This window comes from Bordetella ansorpii (genome assembly GCF_900078705.1).
GTDB classification, from domain to species: Bacteria; Pseudomonadota; Gammaproteobacteria; order Burkholderiales; family Burkholderiaceae_B; genus Bordetella; species Bordetella ansorpii_A.
Window position 1 is genome coordinate 1,025,185 of sequence record NZ_FKIF01000002.1, and the last position, 26,210, is coordinate 1,051,394.

General features: G+C 64.2%; 22 protein-coding genes and 2 CRISPR repeat arrays. Of the genes, 14 read left to right on the forward strand and 8 right to left on the reverse strand.

Annotated features, from left to right (window positions below; all coding sequences use genetic code 11):
- Nucleotides 1-33: 33 nt before the first annotated feature.
- A complete protein-coding gene (locus tag A6745_RS08270) occupies nucleotides 34-1,245 on the reverse strand; it encodes an MFS transporter (RefSeq protein ID WP_066125570.1) in 1,212 nt (403 codons plus the stop codon).
- A 211-nt stretch (nucleotides 1,246-1,456) separates the two neighbouring features.
- On the opposite strand from A6745_RS08270, the gene A6745_RS08275 reads away from it, so the two are divergent.
- From A6745_RS08275 to cas2e, 9 genes are all read left to right on the forward strand, one after another.
- Nucleotides 1,457-2,425, forward strand: coding sequence for an NAD(P)-dependent oxidoreductase (locus A6745_RS08275; RefSeq protein WP_269148889.1), 969 nt, complete (start codon nucleotides 1,457-1,459; stop codon nucleotides 2,423-2,425).
- Nucleotides 2,426-2,547: 122 nt separating this feature from the next.
- Nucleotides 2,548-4,227: a CRISPR direct-repeat array (repeat unit 29 nt; unit sequence GTGTTCCCCGCGTATGCGGGGATGAACCG).
- Between the two features lie 337 nt (nucleotides 4,228-4,564).
- Nucleotides 4,565-7,327, forward strand: coding sequence for a CRISPR-associated helicase/endonuclease Cas3 (locus A6745_RS08280; protein ID WP_066125573.1), 2,763 nt, complete (start codon nucleotides 4,565-4,567; stop codon nucleotides 7,325-7,327).
- Between the two features lie 339 nt (nucleotides 7,328-7,666).
- The gene (gene casA / locus A6745_RS08285; protein WP_066125575.1) at nucleotides 7,667-9,229 is read left to right on the forward strand and encodes a type I-E CRISPR-associated protein Cse1/CasA; all 1,563 of its coding nucleotides are present in this window, start codon (nucleotides 7,667-7,669) and stop codon (nucleotides 9,227-9,229) included.
- A complete protein-coding gene (gene casB, locus A6745_RS08290; RefSeq protein ID WP_066125577.1) occupies nucleotides 9,226-9,846 on the forward strand; it encodes a type I-E CRISPR-associated protein Cse2/CasB in 621 nt (206 codons plus the stop codon). Before casA ends, casB begins: the two co-directional genes overlap by 4 nt.
- Nucleotides 9,843-10,880 (forward strand): type I-E CRISPR-associated protein Cas7/Cse4/CasC, encoded by a 1,038-nt coding sequence (gene cas7e, locus A6745_RS08295; protein WP_066125579.1) that lies wholly within the window; start codon nucleotides 9,843-9,845, stop codon nucleotides 10,878-10,880. The genes casB and cas7e overlap by 4 nt, the downstream gene beginning before the upstream one ends.
- 3 nt (nucleotides 10,881-10,883) lie before the next feature.
- Nucleotides 10,884-11,651, forward strand: coding sequence for a type I-E CRISPR-associated protein Cas5/CasD (gene cas5e / locus A6745_RS08300; protein ID WP_066125581.1), 768 nt, complete (start codon nucleotides 10,884-10,886; stop codon nucleotides 11,649-11,651).
- Entirely contained in the window at nucleotides 11,648-12,322 is a 675-nt protein-coding gene (cas6e, locus tag A6745_RS08305; RefSeq protein WP_066125584.1) for a type I-E CRISPR-associated protein Cas6/Cse3/CasE, read from the forward strand. The genes cas5e and cas6e overlap by 4 nt, the downstream gene beginning before the upstream one ends.
- A 28-nt stretch (nucleotides 12,323-12,350) precedes the next feature.
- On the forward strand, nucleotides 12,351-13,238 hold the full coding sequence (cas1e, locus tag A6745_RS08310; RefSeq protein WP_066125892.1) for a type I-E CRISPR-associated endonuclease Cas1e: 888 nt from the start codon (nucleotides 12,351-12,353) through the stop codon (nucleotides 13,236-13,238).
- A complete protein-coding gene (gene cas2e, locus A6745_RS08315; RefSeq protein ID WP_066125586.1) occupies nucleotides 13,238-13,534 on the forward strand; it encodes a type I-E CRISPR-associated endoribonuclease Cas2e in 297 nt (98 codons plus the stop codon). Before cas1e ends, cas2e begins: the two co-directional genes overlap by 1 nt.
- A gap of 317 nt (nucleotides 13,535-13,851) precedes the next feature.
- On the opposite strand, the gene A6745_RS08320 is transcribed toward cas2e, so the two are convergent.
- The 3 genes from A6745_RS08320 to A6745_RS08330 form a co-directional block, all read right to left on the reverse strand.
- A complete protein-coding gene (locus A6745_RS08320) occupies nucleotides 13,852-15,183 on the reverse strand; it encodes an IS5 family transposase (RefSeq protein ID WP_066124824.1) in 1,332 nt (443 codons plus the stop codon).
- A gap of 170 nt (nucleotides 15,184-15,353) precedes the next feature.
- Nucleotides 15,354-15,941 carry a DUF6036 family nucleotidyltransferase gene (locus tag A6745_RS08325; protein WP_066125587.1) on the reverse strand — a complete coding sequence of 196 codons (588 nt, stop codon included), beginning with the start codon at nucleotides 15,939-15,941 and terminating at the stop codon, nucleotides 15,354-15,356.
- Nucleotides 15,938-16,240 carry a hypothetical protein gene (locus A6745_RS08330; RefSeq protein WP_066125588.1) on the reverse strand — a complete coding sequence of 101 codons (303 nt, stop codon included), beginning with the start codon at nucleotides 16,238-16,240 and terminating at the stop codon, nucleotides 15,938-15,940. The genes A6745_RS08325 and A6745_RS08330 overlap by 4 nt, the downstream gene beginning before the upstream one ends.
- Before the next feature lie 272 nt (nucleotides 16,241-16,512).
- A CRISPR array of direct repeats spans nucleotides 16,513-17,274; the repeat unit is 29 nt; unit sequence GCGTTCCCCGCGCATGCGGGGATGAACCG.
- A gap of 246 nt (nucleotides 17,275-17,520) precedes the next feature.
- Between A6745_RS08330 and A6745_RS08335 the strand changes: the two genes are divergently transcribed.
- The 4 genes from A6745_RS08335 to A6745_RS08350 all read left to right on the forward strand — a co-directional run bounded on the left by A6745_RS08335 (nucleotide 17,521) and on the right by A6745_RS08350 (nucleotide 22,106).
- Nucleotides 17,521-18,018 carry a (2Fe-2S)-binding protein gene (locus A6745_RS08335; RefSeq protein ID WP_082852953.1) on the forward strand — a complete coding sequence of 166 codons (498 nt, stop codon included), beginning with the start codon at nucleotides 17,521-17,523 and terminating at the stop codon, nucleotides 18,016-18,018.
- A gap of 5 nt (nucleotides 18,019-18,023) precedes the next feature.
- Nucleotides 18,024-19,019, forward strand: coding sequence for an FAD binding domain-containing protein (locus tag A6745_RS08340; RefSeq protein ID WP_066125592.1), 996 nt, complete (start codon nucleotides 18,024-18,026; stop codon nucleotides 19,017-19,019).
- Between the two features lie 10 nt (nucleotides 19,020-19,029).
- Nucleotides 19,030-21,246, forward strand: coding sequence for a xanthine dehydrogenase family protein molybdopterin-binding subunit (locus tag A6745_RS08345; protein WP_066125595.1), 2,217 nt, complete (start codon nucleotides 19,030-19,032; stop codon nucleotides 21,244-21,246).
- A 218-nt stretch (nucleotides 21,247-21,464) separates the two neighbouring features.
- On the forward strand, nucleotides 21,465-22,106 hold the full coding sequence (locus A6745_RS08350) for a phosphatase PAP2 family protein (protein ID WP_066125598.1): 642 nt from the start codon (nucleotides 21,465-21,467) through the stop codon (nucleotides 22,104-22,106).
- A gap of 27 nt (nucleotides 22,107-22,133) precedes the next feature.
- On the opposite strand, the gene A6745_RS08355 is transcribed toward A6745_RS08350, so the two are convergent.
- The 4 genes from A6745_RS08355 to A6745_RS08370 all read right to left on the reverse strand — a co-directional run bounded on the left by A6745_RS08355 (nucleotide 22,134) and on the right by A6745_RS08370 (nucleotide 25,210).
- Nucleotides 22,134-22,895, reverse strand: a complete 762-nt coding sequence (locus A6745_RS08355; protein WP_066125600.1) for a LamB/YcsF family protein — start codon at nucleotides 22,893-22,895, stop codon at nucleotides 22,134-22,136.
- 10 nt (nucleotides 22,896-22,905) lie between these two features.
- Entirely contained in the window at nucleotides 22,906-23,922 is a 1,017-nt protein-coding gene (locus A6745_RS08360) for a 5-oxoprolinase subunit C family protein (protein ID WP_066125602.1), read from the reverse strand.
- A 9-nt stretch (nucleotides 23,923-23,931) separates the two neighbouring features.
- A complete protein-coding gene (gene pxpB / locus A6745_RS08365; protein ID WP_066125604.1) occupies nucleotides 23,932-24,684 on the reverse strand; it encodes a 5-oxoprolinase subunit PxpB in 753 nt (250 codons plus the stop codon).
- A 94-nt stretch (nucleotides 24,685-24,778) separates the two neighbouring features.
- Complete coding sequence (locus tag A6745_RS08370; RefSeq protein WP_066125606.1) at nucleotides 24,779-25,210, reverse strand: VOC family protein; 432 nt, start codon at nucleotides 25,208-25,210, stop codon at nucleotides 24,779-24,781.
- A 115-nt stretch (nucleotides 25,211-25,325) separates the two neighbouring features.
- On the opposite strand from A6745_RS08370, the gene A6745_RS08375 reads away from it, so the two are divergent.
- Nucleotides 25,326-26,186 carry a LysR family transcriptional regulator gene (locus tag A6745_RS08375; RefSeq protein WP_066125609.1) on the forward strand — a complete coding sequence of 287 codons (861 nt, stop codon included), beginning with the start codon at nucleotides 25,326-25,328 and terminating at the stop codon, nucleotides 26,184-26,186.
- Nucleotides 26,187-26,210: the final 24 nt, after the last annotated feature.

Consider the following 26,210-nt stretch of genomic DNA (forward strand, 5'->3'; position numbering starts at 1 on the left):
GCGCTCGCGTCCCTGGCGCCGGCTGCGGGTGGCTCAGTCCGCCGTGTCGATCGCCAATGCCTGGTGGCGGTGCTTGCTGCCGCGGTCGACCGAGACCGACACGGCCCACAGCGCCAGGCCGCCCAGCGCCAGCGCGCTGCCCACCCAGCCGGTGGAGACCCAGCCGAAACCGGCCGCGATGGCCAGCCCGCCCAGGTAGGGACCCAGCGCGTTGGCCGTATTGAAGGCCGAATGGTTCAACGCCGCGGCCAGCCCTTGCGCGTCTTCCGCGACATCCATCAGGCGGGTTTGCAGCACCGTGCCCAGCGAGCCGCCGCAGCCGATCAGGAAGATCGACAGCGACAGCGTCCAGATGTTGCCGGCCATGAAGGGAAACAGGGCCAGCGACGCGGCGCTGAACACCAGCACGGCGCCGGCCGTGCGCATCAGGGCGCGGTCCGCGAACATCGGCACGACGATGCTGCCGAAGGTCATGCCCACGCCGAAGATGCTGAAGACGATGGGAATGGTGGAGGGCGAGACCTGCGTCACCGCGGCCATCGTGTCCGCCAGGTAGGTGTAGACCGAGAAGATGCCGCCGAAGCCGATGGCGCCGATGCCCAGCGTCAGCCAGACCTGCCCACGCTTGAGCGCGCCCAGTTCCCGTAGCGGGCTGGCGTTGGCGTCAGCGGGCGTGTTCGGCGCGTACAGGCGCACCAGTGTCATCGTCGCCACGGCCAGCACCGCGACCAGCGCGAAGCTCCAGCGCCAACCGACGGCCTGACCCAGGAAGCTGGCCATCGGCACGCCGACGATGGTGGCCACCGTCAGGCCCAGGAACACGCGGCCCACGGCCAGCGTGCGTTTGTTCTCGGCCACCAGCGAGCTGGCCACCAGCGCGGCGATACCGAAGTAGGCGCCATGCGGCAGGCCGCTGATGAAGCGGAAGAACAGCATCCAGTGGTAATCGGGTGCGAGGGCGCTCAGGCCGTTGCCGATGGCGAACATGCCCATCAGCAGCACCAGCAGGGTGCGGCGCGGCAGCCTGGCGCCCAGCACGGCCAGCAGCGGCGCGCCGATCACCACGCCCAGCGCGTAGGCGCTGATGACGTGCCCGGCGGTGGGGGCATCGATGCCCAGGCTCTGCGCGAAATACGGCAGCAGGCTCATCGAGGCGAATTCGGTCGTGCCGATGGCGAAGCCGCCGACGGCCAGCGCGAACAGCACCAAGCCCGGCTGCACGTGCCGGGAAGTGGGGGGAGGCATTCGGGGGATCCTTCGAGTTGATGCGCGACATGGGCCAACGAGGCCACAAGCCGCCATTATGCCGCCACGATGGAATGCCTTTTTGCCTGATTCTGCTTTTTTGCACTGCATCAAAACTTCGTGGCAAAAGTCCGGTATAGAGAGTGTTCCGCCTGCCAGGGGGGAGAGCATGGCGGAGCGGTTACTGGTCATCTGATGGCATGGCCAGATAATCCGGGCGCGCGCGCCAGGCAGGGACGCGTGTTCAGTCCCATGTCAGTCAACATCCGCACCATCGACGCACTTACAGGAGATTTGGATCATGAACATCGGTTTTATCGGCGTGGGTTCCATGGGCGCGGTGATGGTGCGGCGGCTGCTGGCCGCGGGCCACACGGTGCGTGTCTGGAACCGCAACGCCGAGCGCGCGCGTCCGCTGGCGGAGCAGGGCGCCATCATCGTGGGCAGCGTGCGGGAGGCCTTCAACGGCGATGCGGTCTTCTCGGTGCTGGCCGATGACGTGGCCGCGCGCGCCGTATTGCTCGACAGCGGCGTGCTGGATTCGGTGCCGGACGACGTGGTGCACGTGAACATGGCGACCATCTCGGTGGAACTGGCCGCCGAGCTGGCGCGTTGCCATGCGGATCGCGGCGTGGCTTATGTGGCCGCGCCGGTGCTGGGGCGTCCCGACGTGGCCGAGGCCGGCAAGCTGAACATCGTGGCGGCGGGCCCGGGGGCCGCGATCGACCGCGTGCAGCCGTTGCTGGACGTGCTGGGCCAGAAGACCTGGCGTATCGGCGAGGCCCCCGAGCATGCGAACGTCTACAAGCTGGCCGCGAATTTCATGCTGGCGTGTGCGATCGAGACCTTCGGCGAAGCGGCGGCGCTGGTGTCCGGGCATGGCTCGGATGCGGCGTTGTTTCACGAGCTGATCACCAGCAGCATCCTGCCCGGGCCTGTGTACCAGGGGTACGGGAAGATGATTACCGAAGGGCGTTATGAGCCCGCGCTGTTCAAGGCCCGATTGGGGTTGAAGGACGTGCGGCTGGCGCTGGCGGCGGGGGAAGCGGTGAATACGCCGTTGCCGATGGGCAGTGTTGTGCGCGACAGCCTGATCGAGGCGGTTGCGCATGGGGATGGGGATAAGGATCTGGCGGCGTTGGGGAAAGTGGCGCAGCGCAGGGCGGGGCGAAAGGTCTGAGGATTTTTCGCTTTGCGAAGATCTGACTGATAGGGTGTTGATGCTGCCAAATTTTGGCAGGAAGAATCGGTAGATTTTTCGTGTCCGGAAATTTGCTTATTAAACAGTGGGTTATGAGAAGAGTGTTCCCCGCGTATGCGGGGATGAACCGTTACTGGCGAGCGTGCTGATGAGCATTATCGGCGTGTTCCCCGCGTATGCGGGGATGAACCGTTGTAGCCAGCCTCGCCGAACTGCCTCGCCAGGTGTTCCCCGCGTATGCGGGGATGAACCGACCATCAGTGACCTGCGCGAGGCCATGTTCGAGTGTTCCCCGCGTATGCGGGGATGAACCGGCCTTCGAGCGCCTGGCCGGCATCCCGAAGCAGTGTTCCCCGCGTATGCGGGGATGAACCGGAGTTGCAGCCGTGGATTCAGACGTTCCCGACGTGTTCCCCGCGTATGCGGGGATGAACCGCCCACCCCGCCAGACTCCGGCCAAGTCAACCAGTGTTCCCCGCGTATGCGGGGATGAACCGATGGTGATTTCGGCCATTGCGGCTCCTAGAAAGTGTTCCCCGCGTATGCGGGGATGAACCGACGCAGGAGGCTGTCTCGCTGGCGCAGAACACGTGTTCCCCGCGTATGCGGGGATGAACCGGGAGTAGCGCGGCGGCGGGCGCCCTGGATTTAGTGTTCCCCGCGTATGCGGGGATGAACCGCGATGCGTTGCGGCTGGTGGTGAAGCTGGGCCGTGTTCCCCGCGTATGCGGGGATGAACCGGAAGAGTACGGCAGGGAACTGATGGGCGCCGCGTGTTCCCCGCGTATGCGGGGATGAACCGGGCGCGTGTGGAGTGCACATAGGGCGGGTCCAGTGTTCCCCGCGTATGCGGGGATGAACCGCGCGATCCGGCCGGGGCGTAATAGTCGAAAACGTGTTCCCCGCGTATGCGGGGATGAACCGAATTCGAATTCCTCGCCCTTTTCGACAATCCGGTGTTCCCCGCGTATGCGGGGATGAACCGCACGTGCCCAACGCCACCTGCAGCGCCTGGATGTGTTCCCCGCGTATGCGGGGATGAACCGTTCACGTCCTCATCGACCGGCGCGACGTCTACGTGTTCCCCGCGTATGCGGGGATGAACCGGACGACAGCCGCGTCTGCGACATCGATGAGCGCGTGTTCCCCGCGTATGCGGGGATGAACCGTCAAAACGGCTGCTGGCCGCGTCCATGAGCCCGTGTTCCCCGCGTATGCGGGGATGAACCGCCCGCTGCATAGCCGGTCGACGTCAGGGCTGCGGTGTTCCCCGCGTATGCGGGGATGAACCGCGCCCCGGCGATGCCGCCATGTCTTGATGACCGTGTTCCCCGCGTATGCGGGGATGAACCCGGCGATCAGGGCGGGGTATAGCGAGAAGACCGGTGTTCCCCGCGTATGCGGGGATGAACCGGACGCATTGGCGAAACGCGGTGTTCCATCGCCGTGTTCCCCGCGTATGCGGGGATGAACCGACGATGGGCTGACCTGCGACCAGGCCATGCGAGTGTTCCCCGCGTATGCGGGGATGAACCGGACTCATCCGGGAACGGCATGGCGCGGAAATCGTGTTCCCCGCGTATGCGGGGATGAACCGTCATCAAGGCGAACGAGTGATGGATCTGGATAGTGTTCCCCGCGTATGCGGGGATGAACCGAACTCGGCAGGCTCGGAGTACAGCCGGCCTTCAGTGTTCCCCGCGTATGCGGGGATGAACCGACGGGTTTACCAACGGCGACGCGATTGCCGGCGTGTTCCCCGCGTATGCGGGGATGAACCGTCCTCTTCGGCCAGAATGCCGTGCATAGTGCCTTGACGCTCACGGTCCATCCGATCCTCTTCGGGCCCAATTCGAGGCGATTGGCACGAGGCAGTTTTCGCCTAGCGTCGAGTACTGCGCGGCGCTGGCCGAGTCGTTTCTTTCTTCATTGCCCAGCGGTATCGGCAAGCGCTAGCCGGCAGCAAAAAAATATCCCGAGCATCTTTCATGTAAATGAAACTTGATGTTTTTTATTTGACAAAATATTCCATGGTGAATTAGAAAGAAGGCGGCGAAGCGCCCGGTTTTCGATTCCGCTCGCCAGTCAATTGTCTGGCAACCGCTCCGAATCGGATTTATGGTGCTCGTTCCATCGACTTTCCCTGCATATCTGTCTGCCTATTGGGGTAAAGCTCGTCCTGAATCCGGGGGCGCTTCACCCTCATACCATCTGCTCGCTTATCACGCTCTCGACGTTGCTGCCGTCGCCGAAGCGTTGAGCCATTTACCCGCATTCGAGTTGAGTGGCTTGGCGCAAGCGCTGGATTGGGATCTATCCAGCGTTCGCCAACTGAACACCTTCTTCAGCGCATTGCACGACCTCGGCAAGTTTGCCCGTGCCTTTCAAGGCCTGGCCCCCGGCCTGTCGCCCACGCTGGTGCCGCCCATCGCCTCGAAGCAGTATCGGTCGTGCCGGCATGACACGATGGGATGGTTGCTGTGGAAAGACCATCTTTCCCTGAATTTTCCCGAAGGTATTCTCGGCAATCCCGGTTCAGGATTCTGGGCTGCCTGGATAAAAGCCGTGGCGGGCCATCATGGCAGCCCGCCCATGGAAACCGCGCGCAACGGTTGGTCGGAGTTGTCGGCGGAAGATTATTTCCACGCGGATGACGTCGCAGCAGCGCATCAGTTCGTCGCTGCTGCCGCGCAGTTGATCCGTGTGCGGGATATGCCGGCGCCCACGCGCAGCATGATCCCCATATTGAAACGCCATGCCTGGCGTCTGGCCGGCATGACCGTGCTGGCGGATTGGCTGGGCTCGGACCAGCGGTTCTTTCGTTATCACGATGAGCCCATGCCGCTGGACCGCTATTGGGCAGAGATGGCGCAGCCCAACGCGCGCGAGGCGCTTGTGGCGGCGGGTCTTGGTCCCGCCCCGGTTCGTCAGTGGAATAGACCCGCCGACCTGTTCGGCTATCTGGATACTCCTACGCCATTGCAACGCCTAGCGGCCGAACTGCCTTTGGGGCCGGGCCCGGAACTATTCCTGCTCGAGGACGTGACAGGGGCGGGCAAGACCGAGGCGGCGTTGATGCTGACTTATCGGTTGATGGCCGCAGGCAAGGCGCAGGGCTTTTATTTTGGCCTGCCCACCATGGCGACCTCGAACCAGATGTACGCGCGGGTCGGAAGCGTGTACCGCTCGCTCTACGAGCCAGACGCATCGCCCTCTCTGGTGTTGTCGCACGGCGCGCGCCAGATGATCGATGCCTTTCGAGAAAGTGTCCTGGTGCCCGGCCAGCCTCTGACGGACCTGGATTACAGCCCAGGCGAAGGCAGCGCCACCGCGCAGTGCAGCGCCTGGCTGGCGGATAACCGCAAGAAGGCGTTATTGGCGCACGTCGGCGTCGGGACGTTGGATCAGGCGCTGCTGGCGGTGTTGCCGGTGCGGCATCAATCGCTGCGTCTGGCCGGCTTGGCGGGCAAGGTGCTGGTGGCCGATGAAGTCCATGCCTACGACCCGTACATGCGCACGTTGTTGGCACGGCTGTTGCAAGCGCATGCCAGCCAAGGCGGCAGCGCGGTGCTGCTGTCCGCGACCTTGCCTGCGGATATGCGGCGCGAGCTGGTGCAGGCATTCATGCGTGGCCGGGGTGCGGATGCGGGTGACGTCCCAGACGATGGGCGCTATCCGTTGGTCACCCATGCGCATGCTCATGTGTTGGCGTACCCCTGCGATACCCGTCCCGAGGTGAAGCGTACGGTGAAGGTGCAGTGGTTGCACGACGAGGCGGAAGTGCAGCGGCTTGTTCTGGCCCAGGCCCAGGCGGGTCGCGGTGTCTGCTGGATACGCAATACCGTGGGTGACGCGCGCAGGGCATATGAGGGGTTGCAAAAAGAGGGCGCATCGCACGTCACTTTGTTCCATAGCCGATACGCGATGGGCGATCGGCTGGCGATCGAAGATAAGGTGCTGGCGACGTACGGGAAAAAGTCATCGGCTGAGCAACGTGCGGGCCGGATACTGGTTTCGACCCAGGTGGTCGAGCAATCGCTCGATCTGGATTTCGATGTCCTCATAAGCGATCTGGCGCCTATCGATCTGTTGATTCAACGTGCGGGCCGTCTTCACCGGCATCGCCGTGACGCGCAAGGGAATCCCGCTGGACATGAGGGGCGCGAGGCGCCAGTTTTGTACATCTTCGGGCCACGACCCGACATGGCCCCGCGCGCGGATTGGTACAAGGCCGTGCTGCCAGGCGCCAATGCGGTCTATCCGAATACCGGGCGTCTTTGGCTGACCCAGCAAGTGCTTTGTGCGGCAGGCGAGATCGTCAGTCCTGGCAAGCCGGGACAGCCTGGCGCGGTGCGTACGCTGGTCGAGGGTGTCTACGGCGTAGATGCACAGGAGATTCCCGACGCGCTGTTGCAGGCCTCATCGCGGCAAGAAGGCGAAGCCATGGCGCACATCAGCCAGGCGAACTTCAATGCGCTGGAGATTGAACGCGGGTATAGCAACGACAGCAATCGGCAGTGGCATGAGGACACCATGGTGCCGACCCGGCTGAGTGATGAGGATTCGGTAGCGGTGTATTTGGTGCGGGTGAGAGGGGAAAGTGAGTTAGAGCCGTGGTTCCCCGGTGGGGCGTTAGCTTGGGAGCTGTCTTCGATACGAATTCATGCAAAGCAGGTGGTTGGTCTGTCACCTGAATGGGAACAGCGTTATGGCCATCGATTGACTTTGCTGAGAGGAGAGACGCGATTATTGGAAGAGCCGACGTTGATTGTGCCTCTCTCTGTCGATCACTCAGGGAGATATGTTGCCGAAGTGACCAGCAGGGAGGCTGAGCTTCAGAGCGCTTGCTATGACTCTGTGATGGGATGGCGAGTGGGATGACGGGGGGCGTCGGGGCCTTCGCCTCGACGCCCATCCCCGCAGATGCGGGGAACGTGGGAGACGTATTTGAGTACGTCGGTTCATCCCCGAAAAGACGGGGAATGTTCTCGAATCTTACAAGAGGGGTCTGTGTCGTGAAAAAGACATTGAGAGCCAAAGTGAAAATTTTAAGACGTATTCATAAACGTCACTCAAAGAAGTCTGCTACAGTACGATCACGATCTCGCTGGAGCGGACATCATGAGTTCAGACGAACTGTTGTTGGGTCTCATCATTTGCGGATTGCTAGGCCTCCGCAAGATCACCTTGAAGATCAAAATCTACTGCGGGAAGAGATGAATGAACTTGCTCAATGCATTGCCTTTCCACCTTGCTCGGCAAGACGGCTCGCATCATCAAGCTTCATTTGGGCAGATCGTTGATTCTCACTGGACCGACATCTGGTCCCCCCGTCCCGACTTCCGCGGCGCGGCGTACCAATTCCTGATCGGCGTCTTGCAAACGGCATTGGCGCCTGAAGACCAGGAACATTGGCAGGAGCTTTGGGATACCCCGCCCACCGAAGCCGAGCTGCAAGCCGCCCTGGCCCCCTATGCCTCCGCTTTCAACCTGGACGGCAACTCCTGGCGCTTCATGCAGGACAACGACCTGGGCGATGTGGAAAGCAAGAGCATCGCCAACCTGCTGATCGAGTCCCCCGGCGACAAGACCGTCCGCGACAACCTCGATCACTTCATCAAGCGCGGCCGCGTCGAGCAGATCTGTCCCGCGTGCGCCGCCATGGCGCTGTTCACACTGCAGATCAATGCGCCCAGCGGCGGCGTTGGGCATCGCGTCTCGTTGCGCGGAGGCGGTCCGCTGACGACCTTGCTCGTGCCGAATGCGGCCGATGCCACCTTGTGGCAAAAGCTCTGGCTGAATGTCTTGCCGCAAGATGCGCTGGCCTATGGCGCCTCGCCGCGTCTGTCGGACGTGCTGCCGTGGGTGGGCAAGACACGTACCAGCGAAGCCAAGACCGGCACCGACACCACGCCTGAACACGTCCATCGCCTGCAGGCGTACTGGAGCATGCCGCGCCGCATCAGCCTGGAGATCGAGGCCGTTCCGAATAGCCAGTGCGATCTGTGCGGCACGGATACCGATGAGATCGTCCGCCAGTACGGCACGAAGAACTACGGCATCAACTACACCGGCGCCTGGCAGCATCCGCTGACACCCTATAGCGTCGATCCCAAGACGGGGTTGTTGTCCATCAAGGGCCAGAAAGGCGGCATCGGCTATCGGCATTGGTTGGGTTTGGCGCTTGGCAGTTCCGCCGACAACCGAGAGGCGGCACGGATTGTCGGCCACTTCAACCAGCACTTGACCAGGCGCGTCCCCGCAAGGCTGTGGTGTTTCGGTTTCGACATGGACAACATGAAGGCGCGCTGCTGGTACGACGCCACGTTGCCTCTGCACGAGATCGAGCCGGCTCAGCAACGCGCTTTCATCAACGCCGTGCGATCCATACTGGAATTGGCTGCCGAAGCGGCGAAGCTGCTCAACAGCCACGTCAAGGCCGCGCGATTCAGCCGGCCCGGCGATGTGCCCAGCGATCCCGCCATACCGCAAAGTTTCTGGCAAGAATCCGAACCCGGTTTCTATGCCTTGCTGAAGCAGCTTGCCGACACCCGCATGGATGACGATGCCGCTGTGGCCGGCATCTATCGCAGTTGGTTGACGGACGTCAGCCGCATCGCCTTGCGCCTGTTCGATCAATGGGTGGAAAGCGTTCCCATCGAGGACGGCAACATGGGGCGCATCGTTCGTCAACGCGAAGAGCTTCGCAAGTGGCTCAACGCCAACAAGATCGCCAAGGAGCTTTGGAAAATCGTGAAGGCCTATCAGAAGGAGGCGGCATGACGGCTCGATATCTCGACGATGCGCAACGCAAATGGGTGCGCGATTGGTACCGCGCCATCCACCCCAGCGACATTTCCGCCAAGTTGCCGCCCGTGCTGACGGGATTGGGACGCCAGGCCAGGGCGCAATTGCGTCGGTGCTCCACGATTGAAGAGCTCATCACCGAATCGGCGGCCCTGAGGTTGGCTGGCCCGTTGCTGGAGCTGGAAGCCCAGAAAAAGTACGAGCAGTTCAAAAATGGCTACGCGGCTATCGGGATGGTGGCAGGTGTGCTGGCGCATGTCAGGGAAGACGCACCGGACGGCAGGGGATTGGCCACTCGCCTGGGAGGAGAGCAGCCGAACATGAGCGAGCTGCGCTTCACCCGCTTGATGCGAGCGGAGTCCGACGAAGATTTCTACCGCATGATGTGCCGCGCCGTGCAACTGGCCGACGGCAAGGCCGACGTGGCCGAATTGGCCGACGACATCATCGCGTGGGCCGTCGAACGCAAGACTTTCTATGTCGACCCGGCATCCAGAATGAAGAGCCGCTGGGCTCGCGACTATTACCTGCCGGCCCAGACCCGGGCGGCAAAGCAGGACAAACAGAACACCACCTCGGAGAATCCGGCATGACGCGCTTCATCCAATTGCACCTGCTGACGTCCTATCCTCCTTCCAACCTGAACCGCGATGATGCGGGCAACCCGAAGACGGCCCGAGTGGGGGGCGTGGAGCGCCTGCGGATATCCTCGCAAAGCCTCAAGCGGGCCTGGCGTACTTCCGAGGTCTTTCAGCAGCGTTTGGCGGGCAACATCGGCACGCGCACCAAGCGGCTGGGCCACGATGCGTTCAACGCATTCGTTGCCGCCGGTATTGCGCAGAAGAAGGCCACCGAGTGGGCATCCCAGATCGCCAAGGTGTATGGCGCGGTGAAGAAAGACCAGCCGCTCGAAATCGAGCAGTTGGTTCACATTGCTCCGGAAGAGCGTGAGACGCTGGACGCCCTGATCGCCAAGGTCGCTCAGGAAAAACGTGAGCCTACCGATGAAGAGCTGAACGGCTTGCTGCACATGCAGCATGCCGTGGACATCGCCATGTTCGGTCGCATGCTGGCCGCCAAGACCGAGTTCAATGGCGAGGCCGCCGTGCAGGTGGCGCATGCGTTTGGTGTGCATGCCTCTGCCATCGAGGACGATTATTTCACTGCCGTCGATGACCTGAACCCGGATAGCGAGTCCGGCGCGGGCCACGTTGGGGAAGCCGGTTTTGCCGCGGCCGTTTTCTACCAGTACATCTGCATCGACCGGGATCGATTGAAGAGGAACCTGGGCGGTGACGAGGCCTACACCCAGAAGGCGCTGGCGGCATTGATCGAAGCCGCGCTGACTGTCGGCCCCAGCGGCAAGCAAAACAGCTTTGCCAGCCGTGCCCGTGCTCACTATGCCCTGGCCGAAAAGGGTGCCCAGCAACCGCGTTCGTTGTCGCTGGCCTTCGTCCAACCGGTGGCGGGCGCCAGCTACGCCAGCGATGCCATCGCGGTGCTGCGCAAGCTGCGGAAGAACATGGATGCCGTCTACGGCGATTGCGCGGACGAACGCTATGAAATCGACGTGCTGGAAGGCCAGGGCACGATGAAGGACCTCGTGGCGTTCGTCGCGGCGGAATAAGCCATGGCGGACTATCTGGTCTTTCGCCTGTATGGCCCGCTGGCCAGTTGGGGGGAAATCGCCGTCGGCGAGTCGCGCCATTCGGCGGTTCATCCCTCCCGGTCCGCGCTGCTGGGCTTGTTGGGCGCAGCCTTGGGCATCGAGCGTACTGATGATGAAGGACAAGCAGCGCTGACCGCCGGCTATCGGTTCGGCGTGAAGCTTGTCAGCGCGGGTTCGCCTGTGCGCGACTATCACACCGTACAGGCACCGCCGCAGCAGGCCAAGGTGCAATATCGCACACGGAGGCAAGAGTTGATAGACGATAGCCGTCTTGGCACGTTGTTGTCCTCTCGTGAGTACCGCTGCGACAGCATTGCCGTGGTCGCTGTTCTCGCTCTCGACAATGCGCCCCGGCCATTGGATCAGTTGGCGGACGCTTTGCGTCGTCCGGTGTTTCCGCTGTATCTGGGAAGGAAGTCATGCCCATTGGCGCTGCCGCTTGGCCCGCAACTGGTGCGGGCTGAAACCCTGCGCCTCGCACTGGATTCGGCTGCGCAGTTTTCCTTGACGGATCTGCCGAAGAAGTCTGCCCCCGGAGCCTGGCCCAGCGCATCGGACAAATGGGCGTTTCGCCCTGGCCTGGCGCGCTACTACTGGGAAACCGGCATGGATGCGGGCATGCCCGTCAGCTTTCAAACCGATCGGAGCGACGAACCCTTGTCCCGTCGACGCTGGCAGTTCGTGTCACGCCGCGAATCCGTTTATCTGGCCGGAGAGGACGGACAATGAGCCATTATTTTTCTCGCGTTCAGTTGATCGATTGGCCAGACGACATGGAACTGTTGGCCAGCTTGGCGCGGCATGGCGAGGCTTACCGCGATCACGCGTTGATGTGGAAGCTGTTCGCCGGTGATGATCGGCCCAGGGATTTCGTATTTCGCAGAAACCAGGTGTCGGGCGGCAAGGATATCTATTACGTCGTCTCCGCACGTCCTCCGCGGGACGTGCCCGGTCTGTTCCGGTTGCAATCCAAACCGTATGCGCCCACGGTGGAGCAGGGCGCTTGCCTGCGCTTCGACCTGCGCGCCAATCCCGTCGTGACGCGTCGGGCGCGTGCCGATGCGCCGGGCAAGCGGCATGATGTGCTGATGAATGCCAAGCAAGCGTATGACGGCGAGCCTGAGCACCGCGCCGATCTCATTCAACAGGCTGCTGTGGACTGGTTGTTGCGCAAGGCGGAAGGTTGGGGGCTTGCGGTTCGACCCGAGACCGTGGCCGCCGAGGCCTACACGCAGCACAAGTTGCGGCACCGCCAGCGCAGTATCGAGTTCTCATCTTTGGACTATCAAGGTGTGGCTTATGTCGAGGATGCCGAGTTGCTGGGCCGCGCCTTGCGCGAGGGAGTCGGCCATGCGCGGGCCTTTGGCTGCGGGCTTCTGCTGGTGAAGCGCGTCGACTAGCATGCTGCCGCGCCTGAGGCCCTTGCCCATGAAAGACCGTGTCTCGATGATCTTCGTCCAGTACGGGCAGATAGACGTGCTGGACGGAGCATTCGTCGTGGTCGACCAGACGGGTGTGCGTACGCACATTCCCGTTGGGTCCGTGGCATGCATCATGCTGGAGCCCGGCACGCGTGTATCGCACGCTGCCGTGCATCTGGCATCCACTGTGGGCACCCTGCTGGTGTGGGTAGGCGAGGCGGGCGTGCGTTTGTATGCCAGCGGCCAACCTGGCGGTGCGCGTGCCGACCGGCTGCTTTACCAGGCCAAGCTTGCGCTGGACGATGAGCTGCGGCTGAAGGTCGTGCGCAAGATGTACGAGTTGCGCTTCAAGGAGCCTGCGCCGGCTCGCCGCAACGTGGAGCAATTGCGTGGTATCGAGGGCGCTCGTGTGCGCGAGACCTATAAGCTGCTGGCTCGTCAGTACGGGGTCGACTGGCAGTCCCGCAATTATGATCAGAAGCAGTGGGATGCCGCCGATATCCCCAACCGCTGCCTTTCCGCCGCCACAAGTTGTTTGTATGGCATTTGCGAGGCGGCGGTATTGGCCGCAGGGTATGCCCCCGCTGTGGGATTCATCCATACGGGAAAGCCGCTGTCGTTCGTGTATGACGTAGCCGACTTGTTCAAGTTTGAGACGGTCGTGCCCGCGGCATTCAAGATTGCCGCTCAAGCGGGCCCTGAGCCCGAGCGCCAGGTGCGATTGGCATGCCGGGACATCTTTCGCTCGACCAAGCTGCTGGCTCGCATCATTCCCATGATCGAAGAGGTGTTGGCTGCGGGCGAGATTTCACCGCCAGCGGCGCCGCCGGAATCCGTTCCTCCGGCGATCCCGAACGCGGTTGGCCTGGGTGACGTCGGACATCGGGTGCAGTAGTGGCGTTCGTTGTCGTCGTTACCGAGAACGTTCCTCCGAGACTGCGGGGGCGCATGGCTATCTGGTTGCTGGAGGTGCGTGCGGGCGTCTACATCGGGGACGTGACTGCGCGCACACGCGAAGTGATCTGGGAGCAGTTGAGCGAAGGCCATGAGGGCGGAAACGTGGTCATGGCGTGGGCCAGTTCCAGCGAGTCCGGGTATGAATTCCAGACACTTGGGGAAAACAGGCGGATGCCTGTGGAGTTTGATGGGCTGCGGCTGGTGGCGTTTCAGCCAGTGGAAGCGTCGGAGTGAGCAGCGGGCCATGCGCCTCTGTGGCCGGATTCGCCGGGTGGTTTGGCGAGGTTTTTGTGCGGTGGGTTATTGAGAAATCTATCGGCAGGATTTTTGGCGTGAGAGTTGATCTTTAAAAATAGGAACTTACGTTAAGAAGAGCGTTCCCCGCGCACGCGGGGACGAGCCGCTGATTTTCCAGCCAGCGGGCAACGCATCTCGGTGTTCCCCGCGCGTACGGGGATGAACGAGACTGAGGTGATCTGGCCGAATAAAACCGTACATAGTCGGCCCTGAACAATCAGGTTCTGGGTCGACCAAGCAATGTGACGCCCTGGTTATCTCGGCACAGTCACTGTCATCGCGGTAAAGCAGTCCATCCATAGTGCCAGGAGCAGGGCGTAAAAAAGCCGCAGCCGGCGCAGCAGCAGGCGGATGTTGTGGCCCGCGCCACACAGCACGGCATGCATCGCATCGCCCAGCGCGCCCTTGAGCCAGTTCCGCCCCAGCTTGCCGTCAGCCTTCATGTGTCCGATGGTCGGCTCGATGGCGCTGCGGCGCTTGATCATCGCTTTCAGGCCGCGAGTCAGGCCGCGCCGCTGGCCTGAGCGTAGGATCTGCACACCCGGCACTTCGACCCCGCGGTAACCGCGATCCACGACCGCCGTGGTGATCGGGCTTTCGGCAATGATCCCCGCCTGCTCCAGCGCCTCGGCCAGCGTGTGCCCGTCGTACGGATTGCCCGGCATCGAGCGCGCGCCCACCACGAACCCTTCCTTGAGCGTCGTGGAGATCGACACCTTCACCCCAAACTCGTAGGGCGTCCTGGCCTTGCCCTTGCTGATGCATTCGACCTCGGGCGCATGCAGCGCGTACAACTTGTTCTTGTCCTTCGGGCGCTGATCCAGGATACGTTTGGTCCGTACCATCAAGTCTTGCAGCGAGGCGCGCGCCGTCACCTGCACCCGATCCATCTGCCGGTCGATGTCACGCCAGACCCGCCCCACGCGCGAGCGCAATGTACGCAGCGACTTGTTCATCCGCTTGAACTGCCGGGCGTGCGCATACCGACCTATCTGCACGGCCAGCCTCGGCGCCTCGCGGTTGTAGTTCTGCCGCAGCTTCAATCCGTGTTCGGTCGCCGCCTTGACCAGGTGCGCGCGACTGCGCTCGAGCAATCGCGAATCGGTCGGATGCGAGATCGCCTTGGGAGCCACCGTCGTATCCACGATCACCGTCTTGAAGCTGGCCGCGCGCAGCAGTCCGCCGCCTTTGGCTGCCGCCACGGTCGCAGCCAGCAACTCCTCCACTCCCGCCTCGCCCAGACGAGTGCGCCAGCGCGTCAAACTCGACGCGTCGATCGGCGGCTCGGTCTGCAAATAGGTCTCGCCGGTGAATACCTGCCAGTACGGGTTCTCCACCCAGCCCCACACCACGGCCTCGTCCGACAGATCGAACGCGTGTTGCAGGTACAGCAGCCCGGCGATCAACCTCGGCGACGTGGCGGGGCGGCCTCGGCCCGAGGTGAAACCCGATGCGCACACGGCCTCTATGCGCTGCCAGTCCATCAGATCGGCCAATTGCACGATCGGATGCTTCAGGTTGATCTGTTCGCGCAATGGATGGCGGAACAGATCGCCGCTCCGGGCTGCTGGCGTCTTCGGGCCCATCTAAACCTCGGATAAATTTGCAGGAAAACGGGCTTCTATTATCTCCAATCCTGCAATTCCTCACCACCTATCCTGCTTGGAAAGCCCTATGAAATAAGGCTCCGCAGGATTGTTCAGGGCCGACTACATATGTGCGTACGCAATGATGAGTCGAGAGGACTGGTCACGATTCAGCAGCCATCAAGCTTTCGGGCCTCTGCCTGACGAGCAATTTCCACGGCATCGCGGATATTCAGCTTGAGCGGTCCCACATTACCTACAAATCCCGGTAATGCATCAAGGGCGCGCTTTTCGATGGCATCTGCGGTTGTCAGCCCATGCAACACGAGCGCTGAGATGTCTTCCTGATCGTTCTTTGCAAATCGAGAAATCTTGCTGACGGCCAGGTCGACAGGAGACAGTACGTGGATGTCGAAGTACTCCACTGCGAGGGGAACGCGCTCTGCGTCATCCAGATAGTCTTCGTGCATGAGCGCGAAGGTGGAGTTGTACTGGGTATCGAAGTGCAGCCACAGGGGGCGGCCGTTTGGTCCCATGACCTCTATGCCCAAGTCTGCGGGCAAGTGCAGGCGGGCGCTGAATTCGGCGTCCACGTCCATGCTGACGCGGTATGCGGTGTAGAGGTGAACCGCGATACCGCCCGCGATGTAGACCTTGATCGGCGCCTGAAGTTGAAGGCGAAACTGCAATTCGTCGAATAGAGCCTTCAGGCCTTTGCCGAGTTCGGTATCAAGGTAGAAGTTGTGTTCGTTCTTCAATGAGATACCTGCCGACTGAGTTGCATCAACAGCATGTCTCGCAGCCTTGAAACCGACAACACATGGCCTGTGCGGATCAGATCAGCCAGGGGTGTCGGGGCGTTGTCCGGATACTTGGAGAAGTAAGCATCGCTGGCATGCCAAAGGGCTGTGGACCATGTCTTGTCCGCCGTATCCAGCGCCATGGCAGCAAAGCGAAACACACTGGCTTCTGCCTGCGATTGCGCCGTGTCGACGCGACCCAGCGCGCCGCTGATGCAACGGTCGAGTACAGCTTGTTCCAGGTCGCGAGCGGTCATGATGAAGCAGGGAGGCGAGGGGGCTCGAGAATTATGGCACTGGCCAACATGTTGGGATAGGGCAGGGACGTTTGGGCCCTCCCTCTCTGGGCGCTGGTTGGCTGTCGATTGCCCGGATTTTCAGATGGGGTTTTGGAGGGTAGATAGGGGTCTGGATCTGTCCTGGGAGAGCATCGTTGAACGTGGCTTTTGGATTGCAAATTTGTTGCTAAAGAATTGGTAGAATTTTTGGGGTGTAAATTTCTCTTTTAAAATAAGAGGTTATGCTAAGAGCGTTCCCCGCGCATGCGGGGATGAACCGACTCTGGGCTTAAGCGGATATCAGAAATTCCCCGCGTTCCCCGCGCATGCGGGGATGAACCGTCGATGCTCGCCATGGTACCCAGGATGAATGCGCGTTCCCCGCGCATGCGGGGATGAACCGACACGGTTTTGCACGGAAGAGCTGAAGCGCAAGCGTTCCCCGCGCATGCGGGGATGAACCGCTTTCCTCGATTCTCTTCAGTCGCGCGGCCGGGCGTTCCCCGCGCATGCGGGGATGAACCGATCGTCGTCATGCCCGGGTTGTCCGGGTGCAGGCGTTCCCCGCGCATGCGGGGATGAACCGACCGGCCGAACGGCTTGGGCCTACGGCTTCAGGCGTTCCCCGCGCATGCGGGGATGAACCGCGGCAACGTAACGGACTCGCCCTTTTGAGGCCGCGTTCCCCGCGCATGCGGGGATGAACCGAGCGCGCCCATTACCATCCGATCTTTGATCGGGCGTTCCCCGCGCATGCGGGGATGAACCGCCTTGAGCGTCGCCTTCAGTTGGGACACCTCGGCGTTCCCCGCGCATGCGGGGATGAACCGCCCAGGCCGGCATGGCCAGCACGGTCTCGAGGGCGTTCCCCGCGCATGCGGGGATGAACCGTCCGATTCGGCGGTCTACAGCATCCAGGCTGCGCGTTCCCCGCGCATGCGGGGATGAACCGATTACGTGGACGGCTACGAGCTGCGTGATGATGCGTTCCCCGCGCATGCCGGCAAGAATCAGTCACGACGCACTCACTGCGTTACCACCTGAAAACATCTCCCCCCACGCAGGCTGCCGTGGTCGTTGACTGGAGTTCAGCCCACTTGCTGAAGAATGCCGCCCGTATCCCCGTACGTCGTCGAGATCGAATTTCAGATCGGCCATGGATCCGGTAGCCTGCATAAGAGCCTCTGCGGCGCGATTCGACCTTCTCTCTTGCAGGCATGCAGCTTGCTGCCATCCCCCCGATCCATCCGGAGGTCTCCATGCCTGACTCTTCTTCCCCTGTCGCGGCCACGGGCGCGCTTGACGTCACCCTGCATGTCAACGGCACGACGCACGCCCTGCGGCTCGACCCGCGTGCCACGCTTTTGGACACGCTGCGCGAAACCCTGCACCTGACCGGCAGCAAGAAAGGCTGCGACCATGGCCAGTGCGGCGCCTGTACGGTGCATCTCGACGGCCGTCGCGTCAATGCGTGCCTGACGCTGGCGGCCGTGGCCGACGGCTGCCAGGTCACCACCATCGAAGGCCTGGGTTCGCCCGAAGCGCTGCATCCCATGCAGGCCGCTTTCGTGGCGCACGATGGCTACCAGTGCGGCTACTGTACGGCCGGACAGATCATGTCCGCCACCGCCCTGGTGAATGAACCGTGCGGCCCGCACGATGACGAGGTGCGCGAGCTGATGAGCGGCAACATCTGCCGCTGCGGCGCGTACTCCAACATCGTGGCGGCCATCCAGGACGTCCGCGGAAAAAGGTGAGCGCCATGCAGAATTTTCGCTATAGCCGAGCCGCTGATGTGGCCGACGCCGTCCGCCTGGCCGCTTCCGAACCCGCGCGCGTGCGCTTCCTGGCCGGAGGCACCACGCTGGTCGACCTGATGAAGCTGGATGTCGAGACGCCTACGCACGTCGTCGACATCAACCGCCTGGGCCTGGATCAGGTCGAGGTGACGGCGGAGGGCGAGGTCCGTGTGGGCGCCATGGTGCGCAATGCCGACCTGGCTCATCATCCCCACATCCGCGAACACTATCCTGTGTTGTCGCAGGCGCTGCTGGCCGGCGCGTCGGCGCAGTTGCGCAACATGGCCACCACCGGCGGCAACCTGCTGCAGCGCACCCGCTGCGTGTACTTCCGCGATCGCGCCGCGCCGTGCAACAAGCGCGAGCCGGGTTCGGGCTGTTCCGCCATCGGCGGGTTCAACCGCAACCTCGCCGTGCTGGGGACCAGCGAGCATTGCATCGCCACCAATCCCTCCGACATGAACGTGGCCCTCATGGCGCTGGGCGCGCGCGTGCAGGTGCAAGGCGTGGACGGCATGCGCACCCTCGCGCTGGACGAGTTCTATCTGCTGCCGGGCAACACGCCCGAGCGCGAAACCGTGCTGGCGCCCGGGGAACTGATCGTTGGCGTGGTGCTGCCCGCGCTGCCAGCGGGCACGCGTTCGGCCTACCTGAAGCTGCGCGACCGCGCCTCGTACGAGTTTGCGCTGGCCTCCGCCGCCGTGGTGCTGAACGTCCGCGACGGCCGCATCGAACAGGCCGGCATCGCGCTGGGCGGCGTTGGCACGCGGCCCTGGCGTTGTCCACAGGCCGAGCAGCGGCTGCTGGGGCAGGCTCCCCATGAATCCACTTATGCACAGGCCGCGGAGGATGCCTTGCGCGGCGCCGTGCCGCAAAGCGGCAACGCCTTCAAGATCGAACTGGCGCGCCGTTGCCTGGCGCATGCCTTGTCCACCGCGGTGCCGCCGCACAACGCCTAGGAGCCCGCGCATGGATACTCCCCGCCAACAGAACGCGCTTTCTCACCCCGAGGCCATCGGCAATCCCCATCCGCGTGTCGATGGGCCGCAGAAGGTCAGTGGCATGGCGCGCTATGCCGCCGACTTCAACCTGCCCGGCATGCTGCACGGCGTGCTCGTGGGCGCCACCATCGCGCATGGCCGGATCGCCGACCTGGATGCCAGCCAGGCCGAGGCCGTGCCCGGTGTGCGGTTGGTGCTGCATCGCGCCAATCGCCCGCCGCTCAAGCGCGCCGAGAAGGGGTCCATCGACGAGAAGCGGCCGCCGCTGGAAGACGATGTGATCCGTTACTACGGCCAATACGTGGCCCTGGTGGTGGCCGATACATTGGAGATCGCCACCGCCGCCGCGCGCCTGGTGAAGGTGCGCTACGAGGCGCTGGCGCCGGACGTCTCGGCGCCCGAGGACGTCGATCAGGCCAGCGACGTCGAGAGCGAGCGCGGCGACGCCGAGGGCGCCTATGCCAGCGCGCCCGTGCGTATCGAGGCCATCTACAGCACGCCGGTCGAGACCCACAATCCCATCGAACTGCATGCCTGCGTGGCCGACTATGACGGCCGCGGCTACACGCTGTACGAGACCAGCCAGGCCGTGGTGAATCATCGGGACGTCATGGCCCAGATGCTGGGCGTGAAGCCGGACGCCGTGCGCGTGATCTCGCTTTTCCTGGGCTCCGGCTTTGGCGGCAAGCTGTGGCCGTGGCCGCATTCGCTGCTGGCGGCGGCCGCGTCGCTGCAACTGCGCAAGCCGGTGAAGGTGGTGCTGCAACGAGCGATGGCCTTCCAGACCGTGGGGCATCGGCCTTTCGTGCGCCAGCGTTTCCGGCTGGGCGCCACGCAGCAGGGCAAGCTGGTGTCGGTGCAGCAGCATTACATCAGCCAGGGCTCGCAACTGGACGACTACCAGGAAAGCTGTGTCGAGGCCACGCCGCATATGTACAGCGTGCCCAACCTGAAGGTGTGTTCAGGCATCGCGCGCCGCCACGTCGGTGCGCCCACGTCCATGCGGGGCCCTGGCGCGGTGCCCGGGCTGTTCGCGCTGGAGTCCGCCATGGACGAACTGGCCGTGGCGCTGGATATGGATCCGGTGGCCTTGCGCCTGTTGAACGAGCCCGAGAAGGACGAGGGCAGCGGCCTGCCGTTCTCTTCGCGCCATCTCACGGAGTGCCTGAGCACCGGCGCGCAGCGCTTCGGGTGGTCGCGCCGGACGTCGCCTGTCGGTTCGATGAAAAAAGGCGACCTGATCCTGGGGTGGGGCATGGCTTCGTGCTCGTGGCTGGCGTTGCGGCTGCCCGCTGAAGCAACCGTCACGCTGCACGCCGATGGGTCGGCGCGCGTCGTCTGCGCGACGCAGGACCTGGGCACCGGAACATACACAGTGCTGGCGCAACTGGTCAGCGCCGAGACGGGGATTCCGCTGGCGCGCATCGACGTCCGCCTGGGCGACACGGCGCTGCCGCCGGGTCCATTCTCCGGGGGCTCGGGGGCGACCGCTTCTGTGATCCCGGCCGTGCTGCAGGCAACGCGGGAGGCCGTGCGCGCGGTGATCGGCATCGCCACGCGCAAGGGCGGGGTCTGGGCGGATCGGCCCGCCGATGGCCTGTCGTGCCGGGACGGCGCCATTGGCCCGTCCAAGGGCGCGGACGCGCACGTGCCGCTGCAGGATGTGCTGCGCCGGGCTGGCGTCGAGTCCGTATCGGGTGAAGGCAAGGCCGGGTCGGGGAACGACCTGAAGAAGCGCTATTCGATCAATTCCTACGGAGCGCACTTCGCCGAAGTGACCTGGCACCCCGCCACGGCGCGCCTGCGCGTATCGCGCGTGGTCACGGTGATCGACGGGGGACGCATCGTGAATCCGCGCACCGGGCGCAACCAGATCGAGGGCGCGCTCATCATGGGGGTGGGCATGGCGCTGTTCGAGCAGACCGAGTACGACGCGCGCAGCGGCGCACCGGTGAACAGCAACCTGGCGGATTACGTCATGGCCACGCACGCGGATGCTCCTGAACTGGACGTGACGTTCCTGGATTATCCGGACCTGATCTGGAATGAGCTGGGATCGCGCGGCATCGGAGAGATAGGGCTGGCGGGAATCGCGGCGGCGATCACCAATGCGGTGCATCACGCCACTGGGGTGCGGGTCCGGGATCTGCCGGTGAAGATCGAGGATCTGCTGCAAAAAAGATAGGCTGCAATATCCCTCGTCAGGGGGATGGCACGCAACGGGTGGGCGGGGCACCATCCGTTCGCGCTTGCGCTGTCGTGCGGCGGCCCTCGCGGCCTCGGGCGCGGCATGCCGCGCCGCCTTGCCGAGCAGACCGCGGCGTCGAATGAGACAATGCGGCCCTGGCGCATGCAGGCCCGTGCCGAATCCCCCATGAAAGTGCAAGCCAGCCCTGAACGTCCATGCCCTGGTCCCTATTCACCCTTTTCGGCAACGCCGTGTTCCTCGTCCCCTTGGGTGCGCTGGTCTGTTTCCAGATTTTCCGGCAGTCGGGCGTTCGCGCCGGCGTGGTCTGGATGCTGGCGTTCGGGGCAGGCATGTTGGCCGTGGCTGTCAGCAAGATCCTGTTCTATGGCTGGGGCATAGGCGTGCCGTCCCTGGACCTGACGTGTTTCAGCGGGCACACTTTCCTGGCGCTCACGGTCTGGCCATTCGTATCGTTGCTGACATTGCAAGGCATCATGCCGCGGCTGGCCTGGCTGCCCGGCGTGGCGCTCGGCTTGCTGGTCGCGTGCTCGCGCGTCGGCGTCGGTGCGCACTCGGTCGCCGAGGTGGTCGCGGGCGGGGGACTCGCGCTGTCGGTGCTGGCGGCAACGCAGATCGCCGGGCGGCCGCGGCCCGAAGGGCTCCCTGGCATCCCGAACCTGCTGTTGCCGTTGATGTGTGCATTGCCCGTGGTGGGCCTGGCCTTTGCAGTGACCTCAGGGCGGAAACTGCCGACCGAGCACTATTTCAGTCAGATCGGCATCAGCCTGTCCGGCGCGGACCAGCCCATGTCGCGAGAGAAATGGCTGCGGCGGTGGGAGGACGGTCTGCGCCACTGACGTGGACGACTGCGGATGCGGCGTGGTTCACATGGCCCGGACTTCGATGCCCGCTTCCTGCAGCGCTTTCCTGATGCCCGCGGCAAACGCTTCCGCGCCCGGCTGATCCCCGTGGATGCACAGCGTGTCCGGCCGCAGCGGCACGCGCGTGCCGTCGGTGGCCTGTACGACGCCATCACGCACCATGCCCAGCACTTGCCCGATCGACTGGTCCAGATCCGTGATCATCGCGTCGGCGCGGCTGCGCGGCGTCAGCGATCCATCGGCCTGGTACGTACGATCCGCGAACACTTCCTGTGCGGTCCGCAATCCCACCGACTGGGCCGCCTCGATCCAGCGGCTGCCCGCCAGGCCATACAGCACCAAGCCGCCATCCACGTCCCGCACGGCCTGGCACAGCGCGCGCGCCAGTTCCAGGTCTTTCGCGGCCATGTTGTACAGCGCGCCGTGCGCCTTGACGTGATGCAGCCTCGCGCCCTGCGAGGCCGCCACGCCGGCCAGCGCGCCGACCTGATAGACCATCGCGTCGTACGCTTCCTGCGGTGATATCTGGATGGTGCGGCGGCCGAAGCCGGCCAGGTCCTGCAGGCTGGGGTGCGCGCCGATGGCCACGCCGTTGGCCAGCGCCGCCGCGACGGTCTTGCGCATGGTGCCCGGATCTCCTCCGTGGAAACCACAGGCGATGTTGGCCGAGCTGACGTACTTCAGCACGGCTTCGTCGTTGCCCATGTGCCAGGCGCCATAGCTTTCGCCCATGTCGCAGTTCATGTCGAGGGTGATGGAGGTCATGGCGGTTCCGTCAGGCAGAGGTGTGCTGCGCCAGCATGCCGCGCAGCGCTTGCAGCGAGTGTTCTAGGTCGCGATAGGCGCGCTCGCGCGCGTTGTCCAGGCGCTGGGCTTCTTCCAGGCCGATCATTGCGAAGCGCAATGCCTGGCCGGGCGCGTATTGCGCCAGCAGCGGCAGGTCGGCGCTGGCCACCTGGGCGATCTTCGGATAGCCGCCCGTGGTCTGGCGGTCGGCCATCAGGATGATGGGCTGGCCGCCCGCGGGGACCTGGATGGTGCCGAAGCTGGCGGCCTCGGACAGCATCTCGCGCGGCTTGCCCAGCGACAGGTTGGGGCCGGACAGGCGATAGCCCATGCGGTCGGATTGCGGACTGATCTGGAAGACCGCTTGCACCAGCCGCTGCCGCGAGGTCTCGTCGAAGGCCTCCCAGTGCGCGCCCGGCAGCACGCGCAAGGCCTCGCGCGGCATGTGCACCAGCGGGGCGGGCAGGTAGATGCGCAGATCGTCCAGGGCGTCGGCCAGCTTGTCCAGCGCCGTGTCGTTGCCCCTGAGGGCGGCGTGCAGGCCGATGCGGTCTTCGCGGGCCAGCGGGCGGCCGTGCCAGCCGCCGAAGCCGCTGCGCAGGTAGGTGCTTTCGCTGCCCATGACGGGATCGATCGCATAACCCCCATGCACGGCCAGGTAGGCGCGCACGCCGCGTTCGTGGCGCGGCCGCGACGAGAACGTCAGCACGTCGCCCGCGCGAGCCAGCATGGGCCGCAGCGGCGGGATGCCGATGCCGTTCAGGGTGGCGCCCAGGTCGGCGCCGCCGATGGCCACGCAGGCCGGCGCGTCGAAACGCAGGGTCGGGCCGACCAGGGTGATTTCCAGCGAGGCGTGGCCCGCCGGATTGCCCACCAGCAGATTGGCCAGGCGGTGGGCGCGCTCGTCCATGGCGCCTGCCACGGGAACGCCCAGGTGTTGCCAGCCGGTGCGGCCATCGTCCTGGAAGGACGACAGCATGCCTGGCTTGAGGACGGTAAGGCTCATGGGGCCACTTCAGGAGGCAGAAGAGGAAGAAAGATCGGCGCGCATGCGCGCGTACTGGTCGGCGCTGATGGGCACGAAGCGGATGCGGTCGCCGGGCGCCAGCAGGGCGGCGGGTTCGCGCGCGGGGTCGAACAGCACCAGCGGCGTGGCGCCGATGACGCTCCAGCCGCCGGGCAGGTTGCCCGGATAGATGACGGTCTGGCGATTGGCCACCGCCACCGCTCCCGCCGGAATCGACATGCGCGGGGTGGGGCGGCGGGGAATGGCCAGGCGTTCGTCGTGGATGCCGATGTAGGCATGGCCCGGCGCGAAGCCCAGCATGAACACGATGCTTTCGGGACCGCTGTGCAGGGCAACGACTTCGTCGGCGCTCACGCCGGCGCGTTGCGCCACGTCGGGCAGGTCGGGCCCGAACTCGCCGCCATAGCAGACAGGGATCTCGATCTCGCGGCCGGCGGAGGCGTCAGGCCGTATGCCGGCCGCCAGCACGCGCTCGATGCGCGCGGACAACTGGCTGAAGGTGGGGCCGTCGCCCGTGGGCCGGTAATGCACGGCCACGGCGGTGAAGGACGGCACGATGTCGAGGACGCCGGGCAGGCCGGCGTCGCGCAGCAGGTTGGCCGCCGCCAGGCAGACCTGGCCGGTGCGTACGTCCAGGGATTCGCCGAAGCGCACCAGCACGCAACGGTCTCCCTGGGCCTGGATGCGCCAGGCGGGCGTATTGGCGCCGGTGCCGGATGAAGGGGTTGCTGCGTGGCTCAATCGGTGTTGCCCGCGTGATGGGTGAAAGCACCCGGGTTAATGAATACCGGCGCCCTCAGGCGCCGGCGGTGTCGCGTCTGTACGCAGCTTACTCTTACTTGGCGAACAGCGATTCCATGTTCTTGAACGCCTTGAATTCCAGGGCGTTGCCCGACGGGTCCAGGAAGAACATCGTAGCCTGTTCGCCCACTTCGCCCTTGAAGCGGATGTAGGGCTCGATGACGAAGTCGGTGCCGGCGTCGGTCAGCTTCTTCGCCATGTTCTCCCACTCTTCCATCGACAGGACGACGCCGAAGTGGCGCACGGGCACGTTGTGCGAGTCGACGGCGCTGGTGGCCTTGTGGCCGCACTCGTCGGGCGACAGGTGGGCGACGATCTGGTGGCCATAGAAGTTGAAGTCGATCCAATCGGGCGAGCTGCGGCCCTCGCTACAGCCCAGCAGGTCGCCGTAGAACGTGCGCGCTTCGGCCAGGTCGCGGACGGGGAAGGCCAGGTGGAAGGGGGGCATGGCGGCTTGGGCGGTCATGGAAAGCTCCGGTCTGTCGAGGGATTGAATCAAAGGTGATGACGGCGTAGTGTATGGATTGTTTTTTTGATTGGAAACCGATATTTTTTGGGCCTGACGAACAAAAAAATCGATTGTGATTCGCGAATTCAAGACTTTCATCGCCGTGGCGCGCGAGGGCACTTTCACCGGGGCGGGCCGCCAGTTGGGGCTGACCCAATCCGCCGTCAGCGCGCAGATCCGCCGCCTGGAAGAACATCTGGGCGTGGCGCTGTTCGACCGCACGGCCAAGTCGGCCGACCTGAACGTGCATGGCCGCGAGATGCTGCCGCAGGCCGAGGCGCTGGTGGGCATGGCGGACCAGATGGTGAGCATGGCGGGGGCGGGGCGCGTCAGCGGCCTGTTGCGCGTGGGCGCCATTGCGTCGGTGCAACAGGACCTGCTGGTGCGCGCGCTGTCCACGTTCCGCGCGGACTATCCCGACGTGCGGGTGCGCATCGTGCCCGGCGTCTCGCTGAACCTGCTGGGCCACGTGGACTCGGGCGAGGTGGACCTGGCGGTGATGCTGCGCCCGCCGTTCGCGCTGCCGCCGGAGCTGGGTTGGCAGCCGCTGCTGCGCGAACCCATGGTGCTGGCCGTGCCGCGCGCGCTGCCACAGGCCTCATGGCGCCAGTTGCTGGCCACGCAGCCCTTCATCCGCTACGACCGTTCGTCGTTCGGCGGCAGGCTGGTGGATGGGTTCCTGAAAAAGCAGCGTCTGAGCGTGCGCGAGGCGATGGAACTGGACGAGCTGGACGCCATCGCCAATCTGGTGCGCGAAGGCCTGGGCGTGGCGCTGATGCCGCATACGCGGCAGTTGTCGACACGCGGCCTGCGGCTGCTGGATCTTGGCGAACCGTCGTTCCGCCGCGAGATCGGCGTGATCGCCCGCGTGCCGTTCGACAGCGCGCCGTTGACGGCGCAACTGGTGAACAGCCTGGCTGCCGCGGCGGCGTGAGCCGGCCGCCGCGTGCAAAGCCGC

Bases quoted from the DNA above. Each gene is read 5' to 3' on its own strand.
- A6745_RS08370 (WP_066125606.1), bottom strand. From the start codon at position 25,210: ATGACCGCCCAAGCCGCCATGCCCCCCTTCCACCTGGCCTTCCCCGTC.
- A6745_RS08355 (WP_066125600.1), bottom strand. From the start codon at position 22,895: ATGACCTCCATCACCCTCGACATGAACTGCGACATGGGCGAAAGCTAT.
- A6745_RS08360 (WP_066125602.1), bottom strand. From the start codon at position 23,922: ATGAGCCTTACCGTCCTCAAGCCAGGCATGCTGTCGTCCTTCCAGGAC.
- casA (WP_066125575.1), top strand. From the start codon at position 7,667: ATGAACTTGCTCAATGCATTGCCTTTCCACCTTGCTCGGCAAGACGGC.
- A6745_RS08330 (WP_066125588.1), bottom strand. From the start codon at position 16,240: ATGACCGCTCGCGACCTGGAACAAGCTGTACTCGACCGTTGCATCAGC.
- A6745_RS08320 (WP_066124824.1), bottom strand. From the start codon at position 15,183: ATGGGCCCGAAGACGCCAGCAGCCCGGAGCGGCGATCTGTTCCGCCAT.
- cas7e (WP_066125579.1), top strand. From the start codon at position 9,843: ATGACGCGCTTCATCCAATTGCACCTGCTGACGTCCTATCCTCCTTCC.
- A6745_RS08280 (WP_066125573.1), top strand. From the start codon at position 4,565: ATGGTGCTCGTTCCATCGACTTTCCCTGCATATCTGTCTGCCTATTGG.
- cas6e (WP_066125584.1), top strand. From the start codon at position 11,648: ATGAGCCATTATTTTTCTCGCGTTCAGTTGATCGATTGGCCAGACGAC.
- cas5e (WP_066125581.1), top strand. From the start codon at position 10,884: ATGGCGGACTATCTGGTCTTTCGCCTGTATGGCCCGCTGGCCAGTTGG.
- A6745_RS08345 (WP_066125595.1), top strand. From the start codon at position 19,030: ATGGATACTCCCCGCCAACAGAACGCGCTTTCTCACCCCGAGGCCATC.
- A6745_RS08340 (WP_066125592.1), top strand. From the start codon at position 18,024: ATGCAGAATTTTCGCTATAGCCGAGCCGCTGATGTGGCCGACGCCGTC.
- cas1e (WP_066125892.1), top strand. From the start codon at position 12,351: ATGAAAGACCGTGTCTCGATGATCTTCGTCCAGTACGGGCAGATAGAC.
- A6745_RS08350 (WP_066125598.1), top strand. From the start codon at position 21,465: ATGCCCTGGTCCCTATTCACCCTTTTCGGCAACGCCGTGTTCCTCGTC.
- casB (WP_066125577.1), top strand. From the start codon at position 9,226: ATGACGGCTCGATATCTCGACGATGCGCAACGCAAATGGGTGCGCGAT.
- A6745_RS08335 (WP_082852953.1), top strand. From the start codon at position 17,521: ATGCCTGACTCTTCTTCCCCTGTCGCGGCCACGGGCGCGCTTGACGTC.
- A6745_RS08270 (WP_066125570.1), bottom strand. From the start codon at position 1,245: ATGCCTCCCCCCACTTCCCGGCACGTGCAGCCGGGCTTGGTGCTGTTC.